Raw genomic sequence first — 20,996 nt, forward strand, 5'->3', positions numbered from 1 at the left:
TGGAGATTGATCGCCGAATGCCTTTAAACTGCGCCCCATGATTAAAGATCCCTTTGCAAGACTCGGCCTGGACCGGGAAGTCCTGACTGTCAGCCAGCTCAACGGCCGCGCGCGGGTGTTGCTCGAAGACGTATTCAGCAACATCTGGGTCGAAGGCGAAATCTCCAACCTCGCCCGCCCGGCGTCCGGCCATGTGTATTTCACCCTCAAAGACAGCGGCGCCCAGGTGCGTTGCGCGCTGTTTCGGCAGAACGCCGCACGGGTTCGCCAGGCGCTGAAGGACGGCTTGGCGGTCAAGGTTCGCGGCAAGGTTTCGCTGTTTGAAGGCCGTGGTGACTACCAACTGATTCTCGATACCGTGGAACCGGCCGGTGACGGCGCCCTGCGTCTGGCTTTCGATGCGTTGAAGGAAAAGCTCAGCGCCGAAGGCCTGTTCAGTGCCGAGCGCAAAGTGCCGCTGCCGGCGCACCCGCAACGCATCGGCATCATCAGCTCGCCCACCGGCGCGGTGATCCGCGACATCATCAGTGTGTTCCGCCGCCGCGCGCCGCAGATCCAACTGACGCTGATCCCCACCGCCGTGCAAGGTCGCGAAGCCACCGCGCAAATTGTCCGTGCTCTGAAACTGGCGGACGCCCGCGGTTTCGACGCGCTGATCCTGGCCCGTGGTGGCGGTTCGCTGGAAGACCTCTGGTGTTTCAACGAAGAAGCCGTGGCTCGCGCCGTGGACGCCTGCGTGACGCCGATTGTCAGCGCCGTCGGCCACGAAACCGACGTGTCGATCAGTGACTTCGTCGCCGACGTCCGCGCCCCGACACCCTCCGCCGCCGCCGAACTGCTCGCGCCGGATTCCAGTGATCTGGTACGTCGAGTCGAAAGTCTGCATCGACGCCTGGTGATGCGCATCCGCGACCGTTTGATGCGTGATCGTCTGCGTCTGGAAGGCATGGCCCGGCGCCTGCGCCATCCCGGCGAACGCCTGCGTCAGCAAGCACAACGTCTGGATGATCTGGACATGCGCATGCGCCGGGCGTTCGAGCGCAGCCTCAATACCCGTCGCGAACGTTTGATTCGCCTGGAAACCCGCCTCGCCGGGCAACATCCCGGCCGGCAACTGGCGATGCTCCGCCAGCGCCTCGACAGCCTCGCCGAACGCCTGCCCCGGGCCATGCGGGAAGGGCTTAAATCCCGTCGCCTGCAACTGCAAAGTCAGATGCAGACGCTGCACGTGGTCAGCCCATTGGCGACCCTCGCGCGTGGCTACAGCATTTTGCTGGACGAGCGCGGCAACGCGATTCGCAGCGCCGCGCAGACCCATACCGGCCAGCGCCTGAAAGCCAAACTGGGTGAAGGCGAGCTGCAAGTGCGGGTCGAAGACAATCACCTGACGCCTGTCACCCTTTCTTTACTGGATTGATCCATGCCGCGTTTTTTAGCTCCGCTGCTGTTGCTGTGCCTGACCTTCAACGCCCACGCCGACAGCTACATCACCCGCCTTTTGAACAAACCGGTGCCGGGTGGCGTGGCGGTGGTCGATCTGGGCAGCTCCGCCCAGGCGCCGAAAGCCAGTTATCAAGGCAAGCCCGTATTGGTGGTCAAGGAACAGAACAACTGGCTGGCCATCGTCGGCGTGCCGCTGACTGTCAAACCGGGCAGCCAGTCGCTTAGCAGCGGCGGTCGAAACCTGAACTTCACCGTCGGCAGCAAGAAATACCCGGAACAGCACATCACCCTGAAAAATACCCAGCAGGTCAATCCGAACCCGGCGAATCTCAAGCGCATCGAAGGTGAGTTGGCCGAGCAGATCCAGGCCTACCGCAGCTTCAGCCCGAACACCCCGAGCAATCTGCTGCTGGACAAACCGGTCAACGGGCCGTTGTCGAGCAAGTTCGGCGTGCGCCGCTTTTTCAATGGCGAAGAACGCAATCCCCACGCGGGCCTCGACTTCGCAGTGCCCGCCGGCACGCCGATCAAAACCCCGGCCGCCGGCAAAGTGATCCTGATCGGTAATTACTTCTTCAATGGTAATACGGTATTCGTCGACCACGGCCAGGGCTTTATCAGCATGTTCTGCCACATGTCGAAGATCGACGTGAAAGTCGGGCAGCAATTGGCCCGTGGTGGCGTGGTCGGCAAAGTCGGCTCCACGGGGCGCGCGACCGGGCCGCATATGCACTGGAACATCAGCCTGAATGATGCGCGGGTGGATCCGGCGATTTTTATTGGGGCGTTTCAGCCTTAAATAGTTGTTGAGGCACTTGGGTTAGCTACATTGACTTGGCATTTCACCGCCAACCTCTAATTGCGCATCGCTCAAACCTCACGCAAATATAAAAACAATCACTGCCATTCCAAGCAATAAAATCGCGACAAATAGTCTTTTTCGACTATTCCTCTCAAAGTTTTTCGACTGCTTGCCATCCTTTCCCCTCGCGGTTAGGGTTGAAGGCATGAAAACCTCTCACACCCTCATTCAGCTCCGCCAGCACCGCAGCCTGTGCCTTGTCAGTGCACGACTGCCAGGCTGAGTCGCGGTGCCTCGTCTTACGCTTTATCCCCAGAACATTTGATCCACCGGCAGGCCGCCTTTTTTCGGCCCACACAATAAGGATTTTCCGATGAGCATGCTCAAAGACCCGTCTTCGAAATACCGCGCGTTCCCGACCATCGATATCCCGGACCGCACCTGGCCATCGAAGACCATTACCGCAGCGCCGATCTGGTGCAGCTCGGACCTTCGTGACGGCAACCAGTCGCTGATCGAGCCCATGGACGCGGTCAAGAAGCTGCGTTTCTGGAAAACCCTGGTGCAAGTCGGCGTGAAAGAAATCGAAGCCTCGTTCCCGGCCGCTTCGCAAACCGACTTCGACTTCGTGCGTACCCTGATCGAAGACGGCCACATCCCGGACGACACCACCATTCAGGTGCTGACCCAGGGTCGTGAAGACTTGATCGCACGTACCTTCGAATCCCTGCGCGGCGCCAAGAAAGCCATCGTTCACCTGTACAACGCGACCTCCCCTTCCTTCCGCCGCATTGTCTTCAATCAGGACAAGGACGGGATCAAGGCCATCGCCGTGAACGCCGCCAAGCTGTTCGTCAAATACGCCGCCCAGCAGCCGGAAACCCAGTGGACCTTCGAGTACTCGCCAGAAACTTTCAGCGCCACCGAACTGGAATTCGCCAAAGAAGTCTGCGACGCGGTCATCGAAGTGTGGAACCCGACGCCTGAGCACAAGGTGATCCTCAACCTGCCTGCGACCGTCGAATGCGCCACCCCGAACATCTATGCCGACCAGATCGAATGGTTCGGCCGTCACATCAATCGTCGTGACAGCGTGATCATCAGCCTGCACACCCACAACGACCGTGGCACTGGCGTGGCCGCCACCGAGCTGGGCCTGATGGCCGGCGCCGACCGTGTCGAAGGCTGCCTGTTCGGCAACGGCGAGCGTACCGGTAACGTCGATCTGGTGACTGTGGCATTGAACCTCTACACCCAGGGCGTCGATCCTGAGCTGGACTTCTCCGACATCGATGGCGTGCGCAAAGTCGTCGAAGAGTGCAACCAGATTCCTGTGCACCCACGTCACCCGTACGTCGGCGACCTGGTCCACACCGCGTTCTCCGGCTCCCACCAGGATGCGATCCGCAAGGGCTTCGCCCAGCAGAAACCGGACGAGCTGTGGGAAGTGCCGTACCTGCCGATCGACCCGGCGGACATCGGCCGCAGCTACGAGGCGGTGATTCGCGTCAACAGCCAGTCGGGCAAGGGCGGTATCGCTTACCTGCTGGAACAGGAATACGGCATCAACTTGCCGCGCCGCATGCAGATCGAGTTCAGCCAGGTCGTGCAGCGTGAAACCGATCGCCTGGGCCTTGAGATGACGGCCCAGCAGATCCATGCGCTGCTGCACAGCGAGTACTTGCAGGCCAACACCCCGTATGCGCTGGTCAGCCATCGCTTGCAGGAAGAAAACGGTCACAGCGCCGTGGAAGTGGAAGTCTCCAGCAAAGGTCAGGGCGAAACCAACCTGCACTGGCGTGGCAAGGGCAACGGCGCTCTGGAAGCACTGGTGGCCGGTCTGCCGATTCCGGTGGAAATCATGGACTACAACGAACACGCCATCGGCGCGGGTACCAATGCCAAGGCTGCGGCCTACATTGAACTGCGCGTAAACGGTGAGCGTGCGGTGCACGGCGTCGGCATCGATGAAAACATCACAACTGCCAGCTTCAAGGCGCTGTTCAGCGCGCTGAACCGCTCCCTGAGCCAGCCGGAAGCGAAAGCGGCGTAAGCCTGCGCTGCAATGTAAAAGGCCCCGGGGTGTGAACCTTGGGGCCTTTTTGTTGATCGTTCCCAAGCTCCGCGTGGGAATGCCTCAAGGGACGCTCCGCGTCCAGTGACGCAGAGCGTCACAGGCTGCATTCCCACGCAGAGCGTGGGAACGATCGGTTACGTGAACTCGAAGGTATCCGCATCCAGATTCGCCGGAAACCGCGTGCGATAAGCCGCCAGTTCCGCCGCATCCAGAACAACCTTGAAGACCCCATCGGCATCGCTTGCGCTGAGCAATGTCTCACCCTGAAAATCCAGCACCTGACTGTCACCGGTATACGCAAAGCCTTTGCCATCGGTACCGACGCGGTTCACCGCCGCCACATAGCAGAGGTTTTCAATCGCCCGTGCCGGTAGCAAACGGTTCCAGTGCTGGCGCCGGGCGCCCGGCCAATTGGCGGTGTACAGCAACAAGTCGGTGTCTTGGGGATCGCGGCTCCAGACCGGGAAACGCAAGTCGTAGCAAATCAGCGGCCGTACTCGCCAACCCTTCAATTCGAACTGCACCTGACGCTCGCCCGGGGTGAAATGGTTGTGCTCGCCCGCCATGCGGAACAGGTGACGCTTGTCGTAGTGCCACACCTCCCCGTCCGGCCGCGCCCACAACAGACGATTGCGATGACTGCCGTCAGCCACCTGGACGATGATGCTGCCGGTAATCACCGCATCCAGTTTCGCCGCCTGAACCCGCAGCCATTTACTGGTGGGGCCATTTTCCGGCTCGGCGAGGGTTTCCGATTCCATGGAGAAACCGGTGGTGAACATCTCTGGAAGGATGATCAGGTCCGCGCCGCGAGCCTGTTCCAGCAAAGGCTCGAAATGCTCCAGATTGGCCTGACGATCATGCCAGGCCAGGGTGGTCTGGATCAGCGCGACATTCAGATTGGGCAGAGCACTCAGATCACGCATAATTTTGCCGCTGCTTCACGCAGGGTCTCCTCGCGTTTGGCAAAGCACAGGCGCACCAGGCGCTGGCCGACCGGTGGAGTCTGGTAGAACACCGAGATCGGGATGCTCGCGACGCCATGTTCGCGGGTCATCCACAGCGCCATCTCGACGTCATTGAGGTCCGGGCGAATCTGCGAGTAATCGACCAGCTGGAAGTAAGTACCGGCCACGCGGGTGAATCTGAAGCGCGACGGCGTCAGCAGATCGCAGAACAGATCGCGCTTGGCCTGATAGAAGTCCGGCAATTCTTCGACGTGTTCCGGGTGCTCGGCCATGTAATCGGCCAAGGCATATTGCAACGGCGTCACGCCACAGAAACTGACATATTGGTGAACCTTGCGCAGCTCGGCGCTAAGGGCCGGCGGGGCCACTACATAGCCGGTTTTCCAACCAGTGACGTGGTAGGTCTTGCCGAACGAACTGACCACAAATGCGCGTTGATAGAGCTCTTCGTGGGCCAATACGCTGACGTGAGGCACGCCGTCGAATACCAGGTGTTCGTAGACCTCGTCGCTGATCACATAGATATCGCGGTCACGGATCAACGCCGCCAGTTGATCCAGCTCGGCACGGCTGATCAGTGCGCCGCTGGGGTTGTGCGGGGTATTGAGGATAATCATCCGCGTGCGCGGTGTAATGGCTTCAGCAAGCTTCTGGAAGTCGATGGAAAAGTCTTTCAGCCCCAGTTGCACATGCACGCAACGGCCACCGGCCAGCTCCACCGAAGGTTCATAACTGTCGTAGGCCGGATCAAACACGATGACTTCGTCACCGCTGTGGATCACCGCCTGAATGGCGCAGAAGATTGCCTGAGTCGCGCCGGGAGTGACCGTCACTTCGCTGTCGGCATCGACATGGGCGCCATAGCTGCGAGCGATCTTCGTCGCAATCTGCTGACGCAACACCGGCAAGCCAGTCATCGGCGAATACTGGTTGTGGCCACTGGCGATATGCCGACCGACTGCATCGCGCAGGGCCTGCGGGCCGTCGAAATCGGGAAACCCCTGAGACAGATTGATCGCCCCGGTTTGCGCCGCGAGCTGAGACATCTGCGTGAAGATAGTGATGCCGACATTCGGCAGCTTACTGGTGATCATCGGTGATTCCCTGGCTCTACACCCGGCTCTACGACGGCACGGGAGAGCTCGAGAATAGCCCAAACGGCGCCCATAAAAAAAGGGCGCCAACCGGCGCCCTTCTCTATTTTTATCGCTCCCACGCTCTGCGTGGGAACGATCAGCGGCAGCCGTGAATCAGCGCTTGTCGCGGCGCTTTTTGTCGGCCTTTTTGTGGTGCGACATCATGCGGCGTTTCTTGTTGACCTGGCGGTCGGTAAGCGAGTTCTTGTTGCCTTCGTACGGGTTCTCGCCGCCCTTGAACTCGATACGGATCGGCGTACCGACCAGCTTGAGCACACGACGGTAAGTGTTTTCCAGGTAACGGACGTAAGACTTCGGAACCTTCTCGATCTGGTTACCGTGGATCACGATGATCGGCGGGTTGGCACCACCCAAGTGAGCATAACGCAGCTTGATCCGGCGGTTGTTGACCATCGGTGGCGCGTGCTCACCGACCGCATCTTCCAGAATCTGGGTCAGGCGGTTGGTCGGCCAGCGGGTGACAGCGGACTTGAACGAGTTCTGTACCGACGCGTAGAGGTTGCCTACGCCAGTGCCGTGCAGGGCCGAGATGAAGTGGATATCGGCGAAGTCAACGAAGAACAGTCGACGTTGCAGCTCAACCTTCACGAAGTCGCGCTCGCTCGGCGTCATGCCGTCCCACTTGTTGATCGCGATCACCAGCGCACGACCGGCTTCAAGGGCAAAGCCCAGCAGGTTGAGGTCGTGGTCCACCACGCCTTCGCGGGCGTCCATCACGAAGATCACCACGTTGGCGTCTTTGATCGCTTGCAGGGTTTTGACCACGGAGAACTTTTCGACTTCTTCGTGGATCTTGCCGCGCTTGCGCACACCAGCGGTGTCGATCAGCGTGTACTTCTCGTCGTTACGTTCAAACGGGATGTAGATGCTGTCGCGGGTGGTGCCGGGCTGGTCATAAACGATAACCCGGTCTTCACCGAGCATACGGTTGACCAGGGTCGACTTGCCGACGTTCGGACGGCCGATGATGGCGATCTTGATACCGTCTTTTTCGCTTGGGCCAGGAATGCGCTTGGCTTCCTCACCTTCGGCAACGATCTCTTCTTCGCCTTCTTCCGGCTCTTCGTCGTCTTTCGGGAAGTCGCTGAGGGCGATTTCCAGCATCTGGGTGATACCACGACCATGAGCACCGGCGATCGGGATCGCGTGGCCCATGCCCAACGGGGCGAATTCGGCGCGGGCCATTTCAGGGTCGATGTTGTCGACCTTGTTGGCAACCACGTAAGAACGCTTGTTACGCTTGCGCAAGTGCTCGGCGATCATCTGGTCGGCGGCGGTAAAACCGGCCTTGGCATCTACCAGGAATAAAACGACATCCGCTTCTTCAATGGCCAGCAGCGACTGCTCGGCCATTTTTTCGTCCATACCGTGCTCGTCACCGGAGATACCGCCGGTGTCGACCAGAATGTAGGAACGCCCTTGCCACTTGGCCTCACCGTACTGGCGATCACGGGTCAGACCGGACAGGTCGCCGACGATGGCGTCGCGAGTCCTGGTCAGGCGGTTGAACAAGGTGGACTTGCCGACGTTCGGTCGGCCCACCAGGGCGATTACGGGAACCATGCGGCTCTCCACTTCGTTATTTCAGAAAATACAAAAGCCGCTGCGAGGCAGCGGCTGGTGCTCGGGGCAGCGCCTGTAAGCGCTGCGAGCCCCGCAGAACGGGGCCGCTTGGGGGTTAAACCCCAAGCATAGTCAAACCTTTACTTAATGGTCAGGGCTTCCAGTTTGCCGCTGTTGCCATACAGATAAATCGTGTCACCCACCACCAGCGGACGGGCACGCAGGCCGTCACTGTCGATGCGCTCGCGGCCGACGAAACGACCGTCCACCTGACTCAGCAGGTGCAGGTAACCTTCCATATCACCGACTGCAACATAGCTGGAGAACACTTCCGGAGCCGACAGTTGACGGCGGGCCAGCGAATCGTTGCTCCACAAAGCAGTGGTAGAACGTTCGTCGACGCCTTCAACGGTGCCCGCAGACAGGCTCACGTAGACGCTGCCGAAACCCTGAGCAACGCCGGCATAGCTGGAAGCATCGCGCTGCCAGAGCTGACGACCGCTTTCCAGGTCCAGTGCCGCAACGCGACCCTGGTAGCTGGCGACATACAGCGTGCCGCCGGACAGCAGCAAGCCACCGTCGATATCGACCACTCGCTCCAGTTCCGAACGACCTTGTGGAATCGCTACGCGCTGTTCCCACACCGGCACGCCGTTGGAAACATCCAGAGCGACCACTTTACCAGTCGACAGGCCAGCCACCGCGAGGCGGTTGGTGACGATCGGTGCGCTGGTGCCGCGCAGGGTCAGAACCGCTGGCGTGCTGTCATACAACCAGCGCTGGTTGCCGGTAGCAGCATCCAGACCGATCAGACGGTCATCCTGGGTCTGAACCACAACAACGTCACCGTTGGTGGCCGGCGGCGCGAGCACTTCGCTGGTCACGCGAGCGCGCCACTTCTCTTCACCGCTGCTGGCATCCAGGGCAACGATTTCGCCCTTGAGCGTGCCGATCATGACCAGACCGTAACCCACGCCAACGGCACCGGAAACAGGCAGTTCGAGATCTTTCTTCCATTTGACGTCGCCATTGCTGCGATCCATCGCCATTACCACACCGGTGACGTCGGCGGCATAGATGGTATCGCCATCTATCGCCGGAACCAGCATGTTGTAGGTTTCGCCCTGACCGTCACCGATCGAACGACTCCACTGCTTTTGCAGAACCACTTCTTCTTTGAAGTCGGTCAACTCGGCCGGTGGCAATTCTTTTTTGCTGTTGCTGCTGCAACCCGCGGCCAATATGGCCAGAGCCAGCAATGCTGCATGTTTCCAACGGATCACGTCACGCATCCCCTTTGGCCAGGTCGTCCAGCTTGATTTGTAGGCCACCGACCGCCGCTTCATCCGACAGTGCCGCCTTGGCTTTTTGATACGCCGTGTTCGCTTCGTCGGTACGACCCAACTGCACCAGCAGGTCGCCTTTGAGTTCTTCGCGAGTGGCCAGGAACGCTTTGTCGGCATCGCCTTCGAGCAGTTTCAGGGCTTCCTCGACCTTGTTCTGCGCGGCCAGCACCTGCGCCAGGCGCTGACGGGCAATTTCGCCGAGTGCCGGGTTGGCCGGTTTGTCGACAATGGCTTTCAGCTCGGTGGCTGCGTCATCCAGCTTGCCGCTGTCGACCGCGACTTTCGCCATGAACAGGCTGCCGTATTGTGCGTAAGCGGTGCCGCCGAACTCGCTGTTGAGCTTGCCGGCCAGATCCGAAACACGTGCAGCATCAGGCTTGCCGTCAGGCGTCAGCGTGGTTTCGAGCAATTGCTGATAGAGAATCGAGGCGCCTTGCGACTGATTGCTCTGATACTTCTGAAAGGCCTGCCAGCCGAACACGATGACCAGCGCCAACAGGCCGCCAGTGACCAGGGGCTTGCCGTTGCGTGTCCACCAGTCCTTCAACTCCGCCAGATGTTCGTCTTCGGTACTCGACACCCCAATACTCCTTAATCGCTAAATCGGCTGTTTGACAGCTTCAACCCTGCACGACGCAGGTGGCCAGGTGTGCAGCAAGCGCATCCCAGGCAATGCTTTGTTGTTCGCCCTGGCCACGCAGGGGTTTGAAACCTACCACTTGCTGGGCCATTTCGTCCTCACCGAGAATCAATGCGTACAGCGCACCGCTCTTGTCGGCTTTCTTGAACTGGCTTTTGAAGCTGCCGGCGCCGGCATTGACTTGCAGGCGCAGGTTGGGCAATTGATCACGAACACGCTCGCTCAGGGCCAGACCGGCCAGCTCGGCGGCTTCACCAAAGGCGCAGAGGTAGACATCGACCTGACGGGAAATCTCTTCGGGAATCTGTTCCAGGGTTTCAAGCAGCAGCACCAGACGCTCGATGCCCATGGCGAAGCCAACGCCCGTGGTCGGCTTGCCGCCCATCTGCTCCACCAGACCGTCGTAACGACCACCGGCACATACGGTGCCCTGGGCGCCCAACTTGTCGGTGACCCATTCGAAAACGGTCTTGCTGTAGTAATCCAGCCCGCGAACCAGCTTCGGGTTGATCACATAAGGAATGCCGGCAGCGTCCAGACGAGCCTTGAGGCCCTCGAAGTGCACGCGGGATTCTTCGTCGAGGTAATCGGCCATTTTTGGCGCGTCGGCCAACGCCGCTTGAGTGTCAGGGTTCTTGGTATCCAGAACCCGCAGCGGGTTGGTCTTCAGACGGCGCTGGCTGTCTTCGTCCAGTTGATCCAGGCGAGCAGACAGGTATTCGACCAAGGCTTCACGATAACGACCACGGGACTCGCTGGTGCCCAGGCTATTGAGTTCGAGCTTGACCGCATCGCGGATACCCAGCTCGCCCCACAGGCGCCAGGTCAGCACGATCAGCTCGGCGTCGATGTCCGGACCGTCGAGATTGAAGACTTCGCAACCAATCTGGTGGAACTGGCGATAACGACCTTTCTGCGGACGCTCGTGACGGAACATCGGGCCGATGTACCAGAGTTTCTGCACCTGGCCGCCGCCGGTGATGCCGTGCTCGAGCACCGCACGCACGCAGGCCGCGGTGCCTTCAGGGCGCAGGGTCAGGGAATCGCCGTTGCGGTCCTCGAAGGTGTACATCTCTTTTTCGACGATGTCGGTCACTTCACCGATGGAGCGTTTGAACAGCTCGGTGAACTCGACGATCGGCATGCGAATCTGCTTGTAACCGTAGTTATCCAGCAAACGCGAAACAGTGCCCTCGAAATGACGCCACAGGGGAGTCTGTTCGGGCAGGATGTCGTTCATGCCACGAATGGCTTGCAGAGACTTGCTCACTATAAATCCTTAAATTCGTTCGGCTCTTCAGTCAGGCTCAGCCGCGAGCGATTACAGCCGCGTCGGCTTCGACCTTTTCGGCCGCTTTCTGGCGGATCAAGCGTTCAAGCTCATCCACCAGATTGTCATTAGTCAGTTTCTGCGACGGCTTGCCGTCGATGTAAATCAGGTTTGGCGTGCCGCCGGTCAAGCCGATATGGGCTTCCTTGGCTTCGCCCGGGCCGTTGACCACGCAACCGATGACCGCGACATCCAGCGGCACCAACAGGTCTTCGAGACGCCCTTCCAGCTCGTTCATGGTTTTGACCACATCGAAGTTCTGCCGCGAGCAGCTCGGGCAGGCGATGAAGTTGATGCCACGGGAACGCAGGTGCAGGGATTTGAGAATGTCGTAGCCGACTTTCACTTCCTCGACCGGGTCAGCCGCCAACGAGATGCGAATAGTATCGCCAATCCCTTCGGCGAGCAGCATACCGAGGCCCACGGCGGATTTCACCGTGCCTGAACGCAAACCACCGGCTTCGGTGATACCCAAGTGCAGCGGCTGGACGATTTCCTTGGCCAGCAAGCGGTAGGCGGCGACGGCCATGAACACGTCGGAGGCTTTCACGCTGACCTTGAAGTCTTGGAAATTCAGGCGCTCGAGGTGTTCAACGTGACGCAAGGCGGACTCGACCAGTGCAGCGGGAGTCGGCTCGCCATATTTCTTTTGCAGGTCTTTTTCCAGGGAACCGGCGTTGACGCCGATGCGGATCGGAATCCCGCGATCACGGGCAGCATCGACCACCGCACGCACGCGGTCTTCACGACCGATGTTGCCCGGGTTGATCCGCAGGCAATCGACGCCCAGTTCGGCGACGCGCAAAGCGATCTTGTAGTCGAAGTGGATGTCGGCCACCAACGGTACTTTGACCAGTTGCTTGATCTTGCCGAAGGCTTCGGCGGCGTCCATGTCCGGCACCGAAACCCGCACGATATCGACGCCGGCGGCTTCCAGACGATTGATCTGGGCCACGGTGGCGGCCACGTCATTGGTGTCGCTGTTGGTCATGCTCTGCACAGCGATAGGCGCATCGCCGCCCACGGGCACGTTACCGACCCAGATCTTGCGGGATTCGCGACGTTTGATTGGAGATTCGCCGTGCATGACTTATTGACCCAACTTCAGGCGAGCAGTCTCGCCACTGGTGAACGGAGCGACATCAACCACCTGCCCGTTGTAACTGACCTGTGCGCCACGGGCGAAGCCCAGACGCAGGGAAAAAGGCGGTTTGCCGCTGACAGTAACATTTTCGCCTTTACGCTTGAGACCACTCAACAGCACCTTACCCGTGCCATCGGTTACTTGCGTCCAGCAATCGGCGGTGAATTGCAGTTGAACCTGGCCTTGGCCGGCCACCGGAGCTGCTGGGGCTGGAGCCGGGGCGGTCGGAGCGATCGGAGCCGTGATAACCGGTGCAGGTACAGCGGGTACAGCCGGGGCTGGTGTTGCCGGTGTCGCAACAACCGGAGCAGTGCTGTGGGCCGCAGCCGCTGGCGTTACTGCTGGAGCCGCTGGCGCTGGAACCGGTGCGCTCGTTTCGGCACTGATTGGCTCCTCGGCCGAAGTCTCGGCCTGAGGCAGCGCAAGAGGCGTTTCACCTTCAACCTGACCTTGTGCAACGGCCTGATCTTCCGGCTCGTCCAATGGGTGAATCTGGGTGGTGCCGTCGGCGCCTTCGACTTCAACGTGTTCCGGCGCCAGGCTGATCAGGTCCTTGGTGCGCAATGAGGTTTGATCCTGCCACCAGATAAAACCACCGCCAATCACCGCGAGCAGCAACAGCAGGCTGACAATTCGCAAAATGGTGTGGGAAACCCGAACCGGCTCTTCGATACGCCCCAGGCTATGGACGTTGCTGCCTTGGGAGTCGGTACCGGTGGATTGGTCGAACTGCTGGACCAGAACGGTTTGGTCCATGCCGAGCAATTTGGCATACGCGCGAATATAGCCACGAGCAAAGGTGTGCCCAGGCAGCTTGTCGAAAGCGCCGGCTTCCAGATTACTCAGGGAATTGACGGTGAGGTTGAGCTTGAGGGCCACTTCGGCCAGCGACCAGCCATTGCTTTCGCGGGCCTGGCGCAAAGTCTCACCGGGGTTAACGCGATTCGCTGCTACAACTTCGGGATGCGCCGCTTTCATCATTGCTCCGACAGGTATTGCTGATATTCCGGCGTACCGGGATAGAGTCGTTTTAATTGCAGGCCAAAACTGGCGGCCTTGTCGCGATCTTCGAACACTTTTGCCAGCCGAACGCCGAGCAATAGACTACGTGCATTTTGCTCGGTGAGCAGGCTAAAACGGTCGTAATAGTCACGCGCGGGCACATAATGCCTGTCTTCGTAAGACAACTCAGCCATTTCCAGCAATGCACGTGGCTGTTGGCGATTCAAACGCAGTGCTTTTTGCAGTTGCTGGCGAGCCAGATCACGCTGACCAAGCTTTGAAGCGGTCATGCCCAGGTTTTCGAAAACCCGTGAACGCTCAGGATACAGGGTATCGGCGGCGGCCTGTTCGAAGCGCTCGTACGCCTCTTTGTAACGTTTCTCTTCGAAAAGAAAGCTGCCGTAGTTGTTCAGGATTCGCGCATCGGCGGGACGGGAAGACAGCGCCTTGCGAAAGTGCTGATCGGCCAGTTCCGGCTCCATCTCGGCGTGGAACACCAGCCCCAGTGCCGCGTTGGCGTCAGGATCCGAGCTGTCCAGGTCCAAAGCCTTCTTCAACGGGACTTTGGCACGTTCGTTCATGCCTTGCTGCAGATACCCCAGGCCCAGCTGCACGTAGGCGGCACGCGCTTCATCACGGCCCTTGCTGGTCTTCATCGGGTTGAAATCGCCCGACAGGACACAACCAGCACAAAGACTGGCCAACAGCACAAGCAGCGCGAAGCGCAGGGACATAGAGATCCTCTCTTAATTATTGTTCGCGGCGTTTGTTGCGATATCGTTTTCGGCGCTCAACTCGCGTACGGCGATATAACGTTCGCTGCGACGGGTGCGATCCAGCACCTGCCCTACCAATTGGCCACACGCGGCATCGATGTCTTCACCGCGGGTGGTGCGTACGGTGACATTGAAGCCTGCATGGTGAAGCTGATCCTGGAACCGGCGAATCGCGTTGTTGCTCGGGCGCTCGTAACCGGAATGCGGGAACGGATTGAATGGAATCAGGTTGATCTTGCACGGGATGTTCTTGAGCAATTCGATCATTTCAACGGCATGTTCAACCTTGTCGTTGATGTCCTTGAGCAAGGTGTACTCGATGGTCAGCACGCGTTTTTCGCCCAGGGACGACATGTAGCGCTGGCACGACTCGAGCAGCATCTTAAGCGGATATTTCTTGTTGATCGGCACCAATTGGTTACGCAATGCGTCGTTTGGTGCGTGCAGCGACAACGCGAGGGACACGTCGATGTGCTTGGACAGCTCATCGATCATCGGCACCACGCCCGAAGTAGACAGGGTTACGCGGCGCTTGGAGATCCCGTAGCCCAAGTCATCCATCATCAGATGCATGGCGGCCACGACGTTGTCGAAGTTTAGCAGCGGCTCGCCCATGCCCATCATCACCACGTTGGTGATGGCACGGTCGGCGGTCGCCGGGATGCTGCCGAATGATTTATTGGCAATCCACACCTGGCCGATGACTTCGGCGGCGGTGAGGTTGCTGTTGAAACCTTGCTTGCCGGTGGAGCAGAAACTGCAATCCAGGGCACAGCCTGCCTGGGACGAAACGCACAACGTGCCACGTTTGCCCTGGGGAATGTAGACGGTCTCGACGCAGCTGCCGGACGCCACGCGCACTACCCACTTACGGGTGCCGTCGGTGGAGATGTCCTCGCTGACCACTTCAGGACCACGAACTTCGGCAATAGCCTTGAGCTTGTCGCGCAAGGCCTTGCTGACGTTCGTCATGGCGTCGAAATCATCGACGCCAAGGTGGTGAATCCATTTCATTACCTGACCGGCACGGAAACGCTTCTCCCCGATCGAGTCGAAGAATTTTTCCATTTCCTGTTGAGTCAGACCCAGCAGGTTGGTTTTTACAGTCGATGTAGTCATGGATTCACCTTCACTCTTAAGCCAATGCTTAGCGAGTGGTTACTTCAGTAGCTGCGAAGAAGTACGAGATTTCGCGAGCAGCAGCGGCTTCGGAGTCCGAACCGTGTACGGCGTTGGCGTCGATGGAATCAGCGAAGTCAGCACGGATGGTGCCGGCAGCAGCTTCTTTAGGGTTGGTAGCGCCCATCAGCTCACGGTTCAGAGCGATAGCGTTTTCGCCTTCCAGAACCTGAACGACAACCGGACCGGAGATCATGAAAGCAACCAGGTCGTTGAAGAAACCACGAGCGCTGTGCTCAGCGTAGAAGCCTTCAGCTTCGGCTTTGGACAGTTGCTTCATTTTCGAAGCTACAACGCGCAGGCCAGCGTCTTCGAAACGGGAAACGATCTTGCCGATCACGTTTTTAGCAACGGCGTCAGGCTTGATGATGGAGAAAGTACGTTGAACAGCCATGGTGTAACTCCAGAAACGGTAATTTGCGAAAAATTAAACCCGCGAATTATACGCGGGTTCTTGGGTATTGCCTAACTGCGTACGGTGCAGACTCAGTCTGCTTCTTCGATCCAGGCGGCCTGAATGGCTTCAAGCACCTTCTCGCCACCGCGGGTCGGATCATCACTGAACTCCGGCAATGCCAGCACCCATTTGTGCAGATCGACGAAGTTCACGTAACGCGGGTCCACATCCGGCTTTGACTCAGCCAGCTGGATCGCGATTTCCAGCACATCAACCCATTTCAGACTCATGTCGGTTCCTTGAATCAGTGCGGCGCTTCGGCGGCATGGTTGAGCGAGTATTTCGGAATTTCGACGGTCAGGTCTTCAGTGCCGACTTTTGCCTGACAGGCCAGACGTGACTGGGCTTCCAGCCCCCAAGCCTTATCAAGATAGTCTTCCTCCAGCTCATCAGCCTCTTCCAGCGAGTCGAAACCCTCACGAATGATGCAGTGACAAGTGGTGCACGCGCAGACGCCGCCACAGGCGCTTTCCATCTCGATATGGTGTTCATGGGCCAGTTCGAGAATGGATATGCCAGGCTCAGCCTCTACAACCATGCCTTCCGGGCAGAACTTCTCGTGTGGCAGAAAAATGACCTGCGGCATCAATTATTCCTCGATTTCATTCAGATTGCGCCCCGCCAGAGCGGCTTTCACCGTCGAGTCCAGGCGGCGGGCAGCAAAGGCATCGGTCACTTGCGACAGACGCTTGGTCTGCTGCTCGATGGCGTAGCCATCGGTGCCTTTCATCAATTCGGTCAGCTCCTGCATCTGCAATTCGATGACCATGCGCTCTTCGGCGTCGAGCAGGCGTTCACCGTCGACATCCAGGGCGCCCTGCACCGCCTCAATCAGGCGTTGGGCATCGACCTGCTGCTCACGCAATACCCGGGCGACCTTGTCGTCGTTGGCGTGCTGGAACGAATCCTTGAGCATTTTGGCGATTTCGCCGTCGGTCAGGCCATAGGACGGCTTGACCTGGATGCTGGCTTCGACGCCCGAACCCAACTCGCGGGCCGAGACACTGAGCAGACCGTCGGCATCGACCTGGAAGGTCACGCGAATCTTCGCCGCACCGGCCACCATCGCCGGAATACCGCGCAATTCGAAGCGCGCCAGGGAGCGGCAGTCGCTGATCAGCTCGCGCTCACCCTGCAATACGTGGATCGCCATGGCCGACTGGCCATCTTTATACGTGGTGAAGTCCTGAGCCCGGGCGACGGGGATGGTGGTGTTGCGCGGAATCACCTTCTCCATCAGGCCGCCCATGGTTTCCAGCCCCAGGGACAGCGGAATCACGTCGAGCAACAGCAGTTCGCCGCCGTCACGCTTGTTGCCGGCCAGGGTATCGGCCTGGATCGCGGCACCGATGGCGACGACTTGATCCGGATCGATTTCGGTCAGTGGTTCGCGACCGAAGGCGTGCGCAACGGCTTCGCGGACGCGAGGCACGCGCGTCGAGCCGCCGACCATGACCACAGCGTGAACGTCTTCCAGCTCGATACCGGAATCACGCACCGCGCGGCGGCAGGCTTTCAGGCTGCGAGCAACCATCGGCTCGATCAGCGCATTGAAGGCTTCACGGGTCAACTCGGCCTTCCAGTTGCCATAAGCGACTTCGACGGACGAGCAATGGGTCAGGGCTTCTTTGGCTGCGCACGCGGTTTGCAGCAGATTACGTTGCGTACCCGGATCGAGGTCGGCGGACAGACCGGCGCCCTCGATAATCCAGCCCGCAATGGCGTGATCGAAGTCATCGCCACCCAGGGCACTGTCGCCGCCGGTAGCCAGCACTTCGAAGACACCGCCGGTCAGGCGCAGAATCGATATATCGAAAGTACCGCCGCCCAGGTCATAAATCGCGACCAGGCCTTCAGCGTGCTGATCCAGACCGTAAGCCACAGCGGCGGCGGTTGGCTCATTGAGCAAACGCAGCACGTTCAGACCGGCCAGTTTGGCCGCATCCTTGGTGGCTTGACGCTGAGCATCGTCGAAGTAGGCCGGAACGGTGATCACCGCCCCCACCAGCTCACCACCCAAGGTCTCTTCAGCGCGCTGACGCAGCACCTTGAGGATATCGGCGGAGACTTCGACCGGGCTTTTCGGGCCCTGAATCGTGTCGATGAACGGCATGTGCGACTCGCCGTCGACAAAACGGTACGGCAACTGATCGCCCAATTGCTTGACGTCGGACAAACCACGACCCATCAAGCGCTTGACCGACAGCACAGTGTTCAAAGGATCGGACGCGGCGGCCAGTTTGGCCGATTCGCCGACTTCGACGCGATCGGCGTGATAGCGCACGGCAGACGGCAGGATGACCTGCCCTTGCGCGTCGGCCAGAGGCTCGGAAAGACCACTGCGCAACGCAGCGACCAGCGAATTGGTAGTGCCCAAGTCGATCCCCACAGCCAGACGACGCTGGTGCGGTTGAGGACTTTGGCCGGGTTCGGCGATCTGCAGTAGGGCCATCGTTATCAGGACTTATCTGTATATCAGGCGTGCGACCGGAGCGGCACTGGGTTAATCGTCGAGGCGCTCTTCTAACTGGCGCACTTCGTAGGTGAGCTTGTCGAGGAACTGCATGCGCCGCATCAGGCGTTCGGCCTGTTCACGTTGCGCTGCATCATCCCAACAGGCTGCGAAGCTTTCGTTCAGTTCATCCTGCGCGGTCTTCAGGCGACGCTTGAACACTGCAACACCCGCCAGGTCGGCGCTGTCTTGCAGGTCTTCGAGTTCCTCACGCAACTCCATCTGCTGCAGAAGAAACTCCGGATCATGCACCGTGACCTCCAGCGGCAGCTCACGACCGCCCATGGCGAGCAAGTAGCGCGCGCGCTTGGGGGGACTTTTGAGCGTCTGGTAGGCCTCGTTGAGGCTCGCGGATTGCTCGAGCGCCAGCCGCTGCTCACGCTCGGAAGCGTCGGCAAAGCGGTCCGGATGAACACCGCGCGCCAACTCACGGTAGCGCGTGGCCAACTGATCGAGATCCAGACGGAAGCTCGGTTTCAGCTCAAATAAAGCGAAATGACAAGGAGTACCCACGCGCAGCCTCAGATGTTGAAGCTTTCGCCGCAGCCACATTCACCGCGTACGTTTGGGTTGTTGAACTTGAAGCCTTCGTTCAACCCTTCCTTGACGAAATCGAGTTCGGTGCCGTCCAGGTAGGCGAGGCTTTTCGGGTCGATGATCACTTTCTCGCCGTGACTTTCGAACACTTGATCCTCTGCCACCACCTCGTCGACAAACTCCAGCACGTAGGCAAGGCCGGAACAGCCTGTGGTGCGAACACCCAGACGAATCCCTTCACCTTTGCCGCGCCCGTTGAGGGAGCGTCGCACGTGTTGAGCAGCCGCTTCTGTCATGCTGATAGCCATCGGTGACTCCTTACTCGTCGCCAAATCTTGAAAGTCAGATCAAGCCTTTCTTCTGCTTGTAGTCGCGAACGGCCGCTTTGATAGCGTCTTCAGCAAGTACGGAGCAGTGAATTTTCACTGGCGGCAGGGCCAGTTCTTCGGCCAGTTGAGTGTTCTTGATGGTCTCTGCTTCATCCAGAGTCTTGCCTTTCATCCACTCGGTCGCCAGGGAGCTGGAGGCGATCGCCGAACCGCAACCGTAAGTCTTGAACTTGGCGTCTTCGATGATGCCTTGTTCGTTGACCTTGATCTGCAGACGCATCACGTCGCCGCACGCCGGAGCGCCGACCATGCCGGTGCCGACATCAGGATCTTCCGCGTCCATCTTGCCGACGTTGCGCGGGTTCTCGTAGTGGTCGATGACCTTTTCGCTGTAAGCCATGATTCTTAATCCTCACTCATCAGGAGTCGCTCTTGAACCCCTGCAAATCGTGGATTCGCAGGGCCCGGTTGCGGCGACTTGAATATCAGTGTGCCGCCCACTCGATTTTCGAAATGTCGACGCCATCTTTGTACATGTCCCACAGCGGCGACAAGGTGCGCAGCTTGGTAACGGCCTCGCAGACTTTCTGCGCGGCGTAGTCGATTTCTTCTTCGGTGGTGAAACGGCCGAAGGTGAAGCGAATCGAGCTGTGTGCCAGTTCGTCGTTGCGGCCCAGGGCGCGCAGCACGTACGAAGGTTCAAGCGATGCCGAGGTGCAGGCCGAACCCGACGAAACCGCCAGATCCTTGAGCGCCATGATCAGCGACTCGCCTTCAACGTAGTTGAAGCTCAGGTTCAGGTTGTGCGGTACGCGGGCGGTCATGCTGCCATTGACGTACAGCTCTTCCAGGCCTTCGACCTGCTTGAAGAAACGGTCGCTCAGGGCTTTGATGCGTGAATTCTCGGCAGCCATGTCTTCCTTGGCCACACGGAACGCTTCGCCCATGCCGACGATCTGGTGAGTCGCCAGGGTACCGGAACGCATGCCACGCTCGTGACCGCCACCGTGCATGGTCGCTTCGATGCGAACACGCGGCTTGCGGCTGACGTACAGTGCACCGATGCCTTTAGGACCGTAGGTTTTGTGGGCAGAGAACGACATCAGGTCGACTTTCAGCTTCGACAGGTCGATCTCGACCTTACCGGTGGACTGAGCGGCGTCGACGTGGAACAGGATCCCCTTGGAGCGGGTCAGTTCGCCGATGGCTGCGATGTCATTGATGGTGCCGATTTCGTTGTTCACGTGCATGATCGACACCAGGATGGTGTCGTCACGCAGGGCTGCCTCAACCATCTCTGGAGTTACCAGACCATCTTCGCGAGGATCGAGGTAAGTCACTTCGAAACCTTCACGCTCCAGTTGGCGCATGGTGTCGAGGACAGCCTTGTGCTCAATCTTGGTGGTGATCAGGTGTTTGCCTTTGGTGGAGTAGAAATGCGCCGCACCCTTGATTGCCAGGTTGTCGGACTCGGTGGCACCGGAGGTCCAGACGATTTCACGCGGGTCGGCGTTGACCAGGTCAGCCACCTGACGGCGAGCGTTCTCGACGGACTCTTCAGCTTTCCAGCCGAACACGTGGGAACGGGACGCCGGGTTACCGAAGTTTCCGTCGACCAGCAGGCATTCACTCATCTTTTGCGCGACACGTGGATCAACCGGGGTCGTCGCAGAGTAATCAAGGTAAATCGGCAATTTCATGGACTATCTCCTAAATCAGGCTGGCTGGCGTGCC

Annotated in this window: 21 protein-coding genes; 3 read left to right on the forward strand and 18 right to left on the reverse strand. The window is 59.3% G+C overall.

Annotated elements, in window-relative coordinates:
* The first annotated feature begins 37 nt into the window (after positions 1–37).
* The 3 genes from xseA (at position 38) to leuA (ending at position 4,298) form a co-directional block, all read left to right on the forward strand.
* The gene (xseA, locus tag MMG91_RS16805; protein WP_038981755.1) at positions 38–1,417 is read left to right on the forward strand and encodes an exodeoxyribonuclease VII large subunit; all 1,380 of its coding nucleotides are present in this window, start codon (positions 38–40) and stop codon (positions 1,415–1,417) included.
* 3 nt (positions 1,418–1,420) lie between these two features.
* Positions 1,421–2,242 carry a peptidoglycan DD-metalloendopeptidase family protein gene (locus tag MMG91_RS16810; protein ID WP_310660202.1) on the forward strand — a complete coding sequence of 274 codons (822 nt, stop codon included), beginning with the start codon at positions 1,421–1,423 and terminating at the stop codon, positions 2,240–2,242.
* Positions 2,243–2,618: 376 nt separating this feature from the next.
* Complete coding sequence (gene leuA, locus MMG91_RS16815; protein ID WP_305446775.1) at positions 2,619–4,298, forward strand: 2-isopropylmalate synthase; 1,680 nt, start codon at positions 2,619–2,621, stop codon at positions 4,296–4,298.
* 158 nt (positions 4,299–4,456) lie between these two features.
* On the opposite strand, the gene MMG91_RS16820 is transcribed toward leuA, so the two are convergent.
* The 18 genes from MMG91_RS16820 to MMG91_RS16905 form a co-directional block, all read right to left on the reverse strand.
* Positions 4,457–5,248, reverse strand: coding sequence for an amidohydrolase (locus MMG91_RS16820; RefSeq protein ID WP_310660203.1), 792 nt, complete (start codon positions 5,246–5,248; stop codon positions 4,457–4,459).
* Positions 5,236–6,384: a pyridoxal phosphate-dependent aminotransferase gene (locus MMG91_RS16825; RefSeq protein ID WP_310660204.1), complete on the reverse strand. Its 1,149-nt coding sequence runs from the start codon at positions 6,382–6,384 to the stop codon at positions 5,236–5,238. The genes MMG91_RS16820 and MMG91_RS16825 overlap by 13 nt, the downstream gene beginning before the upstream one ends.
* Before the next feature lie 156 nt (positions 6,385–6,540).
* Complete coding sequence (gene der / locus MMG91_RS16830; protein WP_008070964.1) at positions 6,541–8,010, reverse strand: ribosome biogenesis GTPase Der; 1,470 nt, start codon at positions 8,008–8,010, stop codon at positions 6,541–6,543.
* Positions 8,011–8,150: 140 nt separating this feature from the next.
* Positions 8,151–9,302, reverse strand: a complete 1,152-nt coding sequence (bamB, locus tag MMG91_RS16835) for an outer membrane protein assembly factor BamB (RefSeq protein ID WP_032830306.1) — start codon at positions 9,300–9,302, stop codon at positions 8,151–8,153.
* Positions 9,295–9,936 (reverse strand): tetratricopeptide repeat protein, encoded by a 642-nt coding sequence (locus MMG91_RS16840; RefSeq protein WP_305446778.1) that lies wholly within the window; start codon positions 9,934–9,936, stop codon positions 9,295–9,297. Before MMG91_RS16840 ends, bamB begins: the two co-directional genes overlap by 8 nt.
* Positions 9,937–9,976: 40 nt before the next feature.
* On the reverse strand, positions 9,977–11,266 hold the full coding sequence (gene hisS / locus MMG91_RS16845) for a histidine--tRNA ligase (RefSeq protein WP_305446779.1): 1,290 nt from the start codon (positions 11,264–11,266) through the stop codon (positions 9,977–9,979).
* Between the two features lie 37 nt (positions 11,267–11,303).
* Positions 11,304–12,413 carry a flavodoxin-dependent (E)-4-hydroxy-3-methylbut-2-enyl-diphosphate synthase gene (gene ispG / locus MMG91_RS16850; protein ID WP_007903603.1) on the reverse strand — a complete coding sequence of 370 codons (1,110 nt, stop codon included), beginning with the start codon at positions 12,411–12,413 and terminating at the stop codon, positions 11,304–11,306.
* Positions 12,414–12,416: 3 nt separating this feature from the next.
* Positions 12,417–13,448: a helix-turn-helix domain-containing protein gene (locus MMG91_RS16855; RefSeq protein WP_310660205.1), complete on the reverse strand. Its 1,032-nt coding sequence runs from the start codon at positions 13,446–13,448 to the stop codon at positions 12,417–12,419.
* Positions 13,448–14,206 (reverse strand): type IV pilus biogenesis/stability protein PilW, encoded by a 759-nt coding sequence (pilW, locus tag MMG91_RS16860; RefSeq protein ID WP_310660206.1) that lies wholly within the window; start codon positions 14,204–14,206, stop codon positions 13,448–13,450. The genes MMG91_RS16855 and pilW overlap by 1 nt, the downstream gene beginning before the upstream one ends.
* 12 nt (positions 14,207–14,218) lie before the next feature.
* On the reverse strand, positions 14,219–15,367 hold the full coding sequence (gene rlmN, locus MMG91_RS16865; protein WP_007903600.1) for a 23S rRNA (adenine(2503)-C(2))-methyltransferase RlmN: 1,149 nt from the start codon (positions 15,365–15,367) through the stop codon (positions 14,219–14,221).
* A gap of 28 nt (positions 15,368–15,395) precedes the next feature.
* Entirely contained in the window at positions 15,396–15,821 is a 426-nt protein-coding gene (gene ndk, locus MMG91_RS16870) for a nucleoside-diphosphate kinase (RefSeq protein WP_305425344.1), read from the reverse strand.
* 92 nt (positions 15,822–15,913) lie between these two features.
* Complete coding sequence (iscX, locus tag MMG91_RS16875; protein WP_008147746.1) at positions 15,914–16,114, reverse strand: Fe-S cluster assembly protein IscX; 201 nt, start codon at positions 16,112–16,114, stop codon at positions 15,914–15,916.
* A 14-nt stretch (positions 16,115–16,128) separates the two neighbouring features.
* Positions 16,129–16,470 carry an ISC system 2Fe-2S type ferredoxin gene (fdx, locus tag MMG91_RS16880; RefSeq protein WP_018927066.1) on the reverse strand — a complete coding sequence of 114 codons (342 nt, stop codon included), beginning with the start codon at positions 16,468–16,470 and terminating at the stop codon, positions 16,129–16,131.
* A gap of 3 nt (positions 16,471–16,473) precedes the next feature.
* Positions 16,474–18,336: a Fe-S protein assembly chaperone HscA gene (gene hscA, locus MMG91_RS16885; RefSeq protein WP_310660207.1), complete on the reverse strand. Its 1,863-nt coding sequence runs from the start codon at positions 18,334–18,336 to the stop codon at positions 16,474–16,476.
* Between the two features lie 51 nt (positions 18,337–18,387).
* A complete protein-coding gene (hscB, locus tag MMG91_RS16890) occupies positions 18,388–18,909 on the reverse strand; it encodes a co-chaperone HscB (protein ID WP_008070981.1) in 522 nt (173 codons plus the stop codon).
* Positions 18,910–18,917: 8 nt separating this feature from the next.
* The gene (gene iscA / locus MMG91_RS16895) at positions 18,918–19,241 is read right to left on the reverse strand and encodes an iron-sulfur cluster assembly protein IscA (RefSeq protein ID WP_007903589.1); all 324 of its coding nucleotides are present in this window, start codon (positions 19,239–19,241) and stop codon (positions 18,918–18,920) included.
* A 34-nt stretch (positions 19,242–19,275) separates the two neighbouring features.
* Entirely contained in the window at positions 19,276–19,662 is a 387-nt protein-coding gene (gene iscU, locus MMG91_RS16900; protein WP_003443374.1) for a Fe-S cluster assembly scaffold IscU, read from the reverse strand.
* Between the two features lie 85 nt (positions 19,663–19,747).
* Complete coding sequence (locus tag MMG91_RS16905; RefSeq protein WP_310660208.1) at positions 19,748–20,962, reverse strand: IscS subfamily cysteine desulfurase; 1,215 nt, start codon at positions 20,960–20,962, stop codon at positions 19,748–19,750.
* Between the last annotated feature and the right edge of the window lie 34 nt (positions 20,963–20,996).

Origin of the sequence: Pseudomonas sp. JL3 (assembly GCF_031570575.1) — a bacterium.
Classification (GTDB): domain Bacteria; phylum Pseudomonadota; class Gammaproteobacteria; order Pseudomonadales; family Pseudomonadaceae; genus Aquipseudomonas; species Aquipseudomonas cucumis.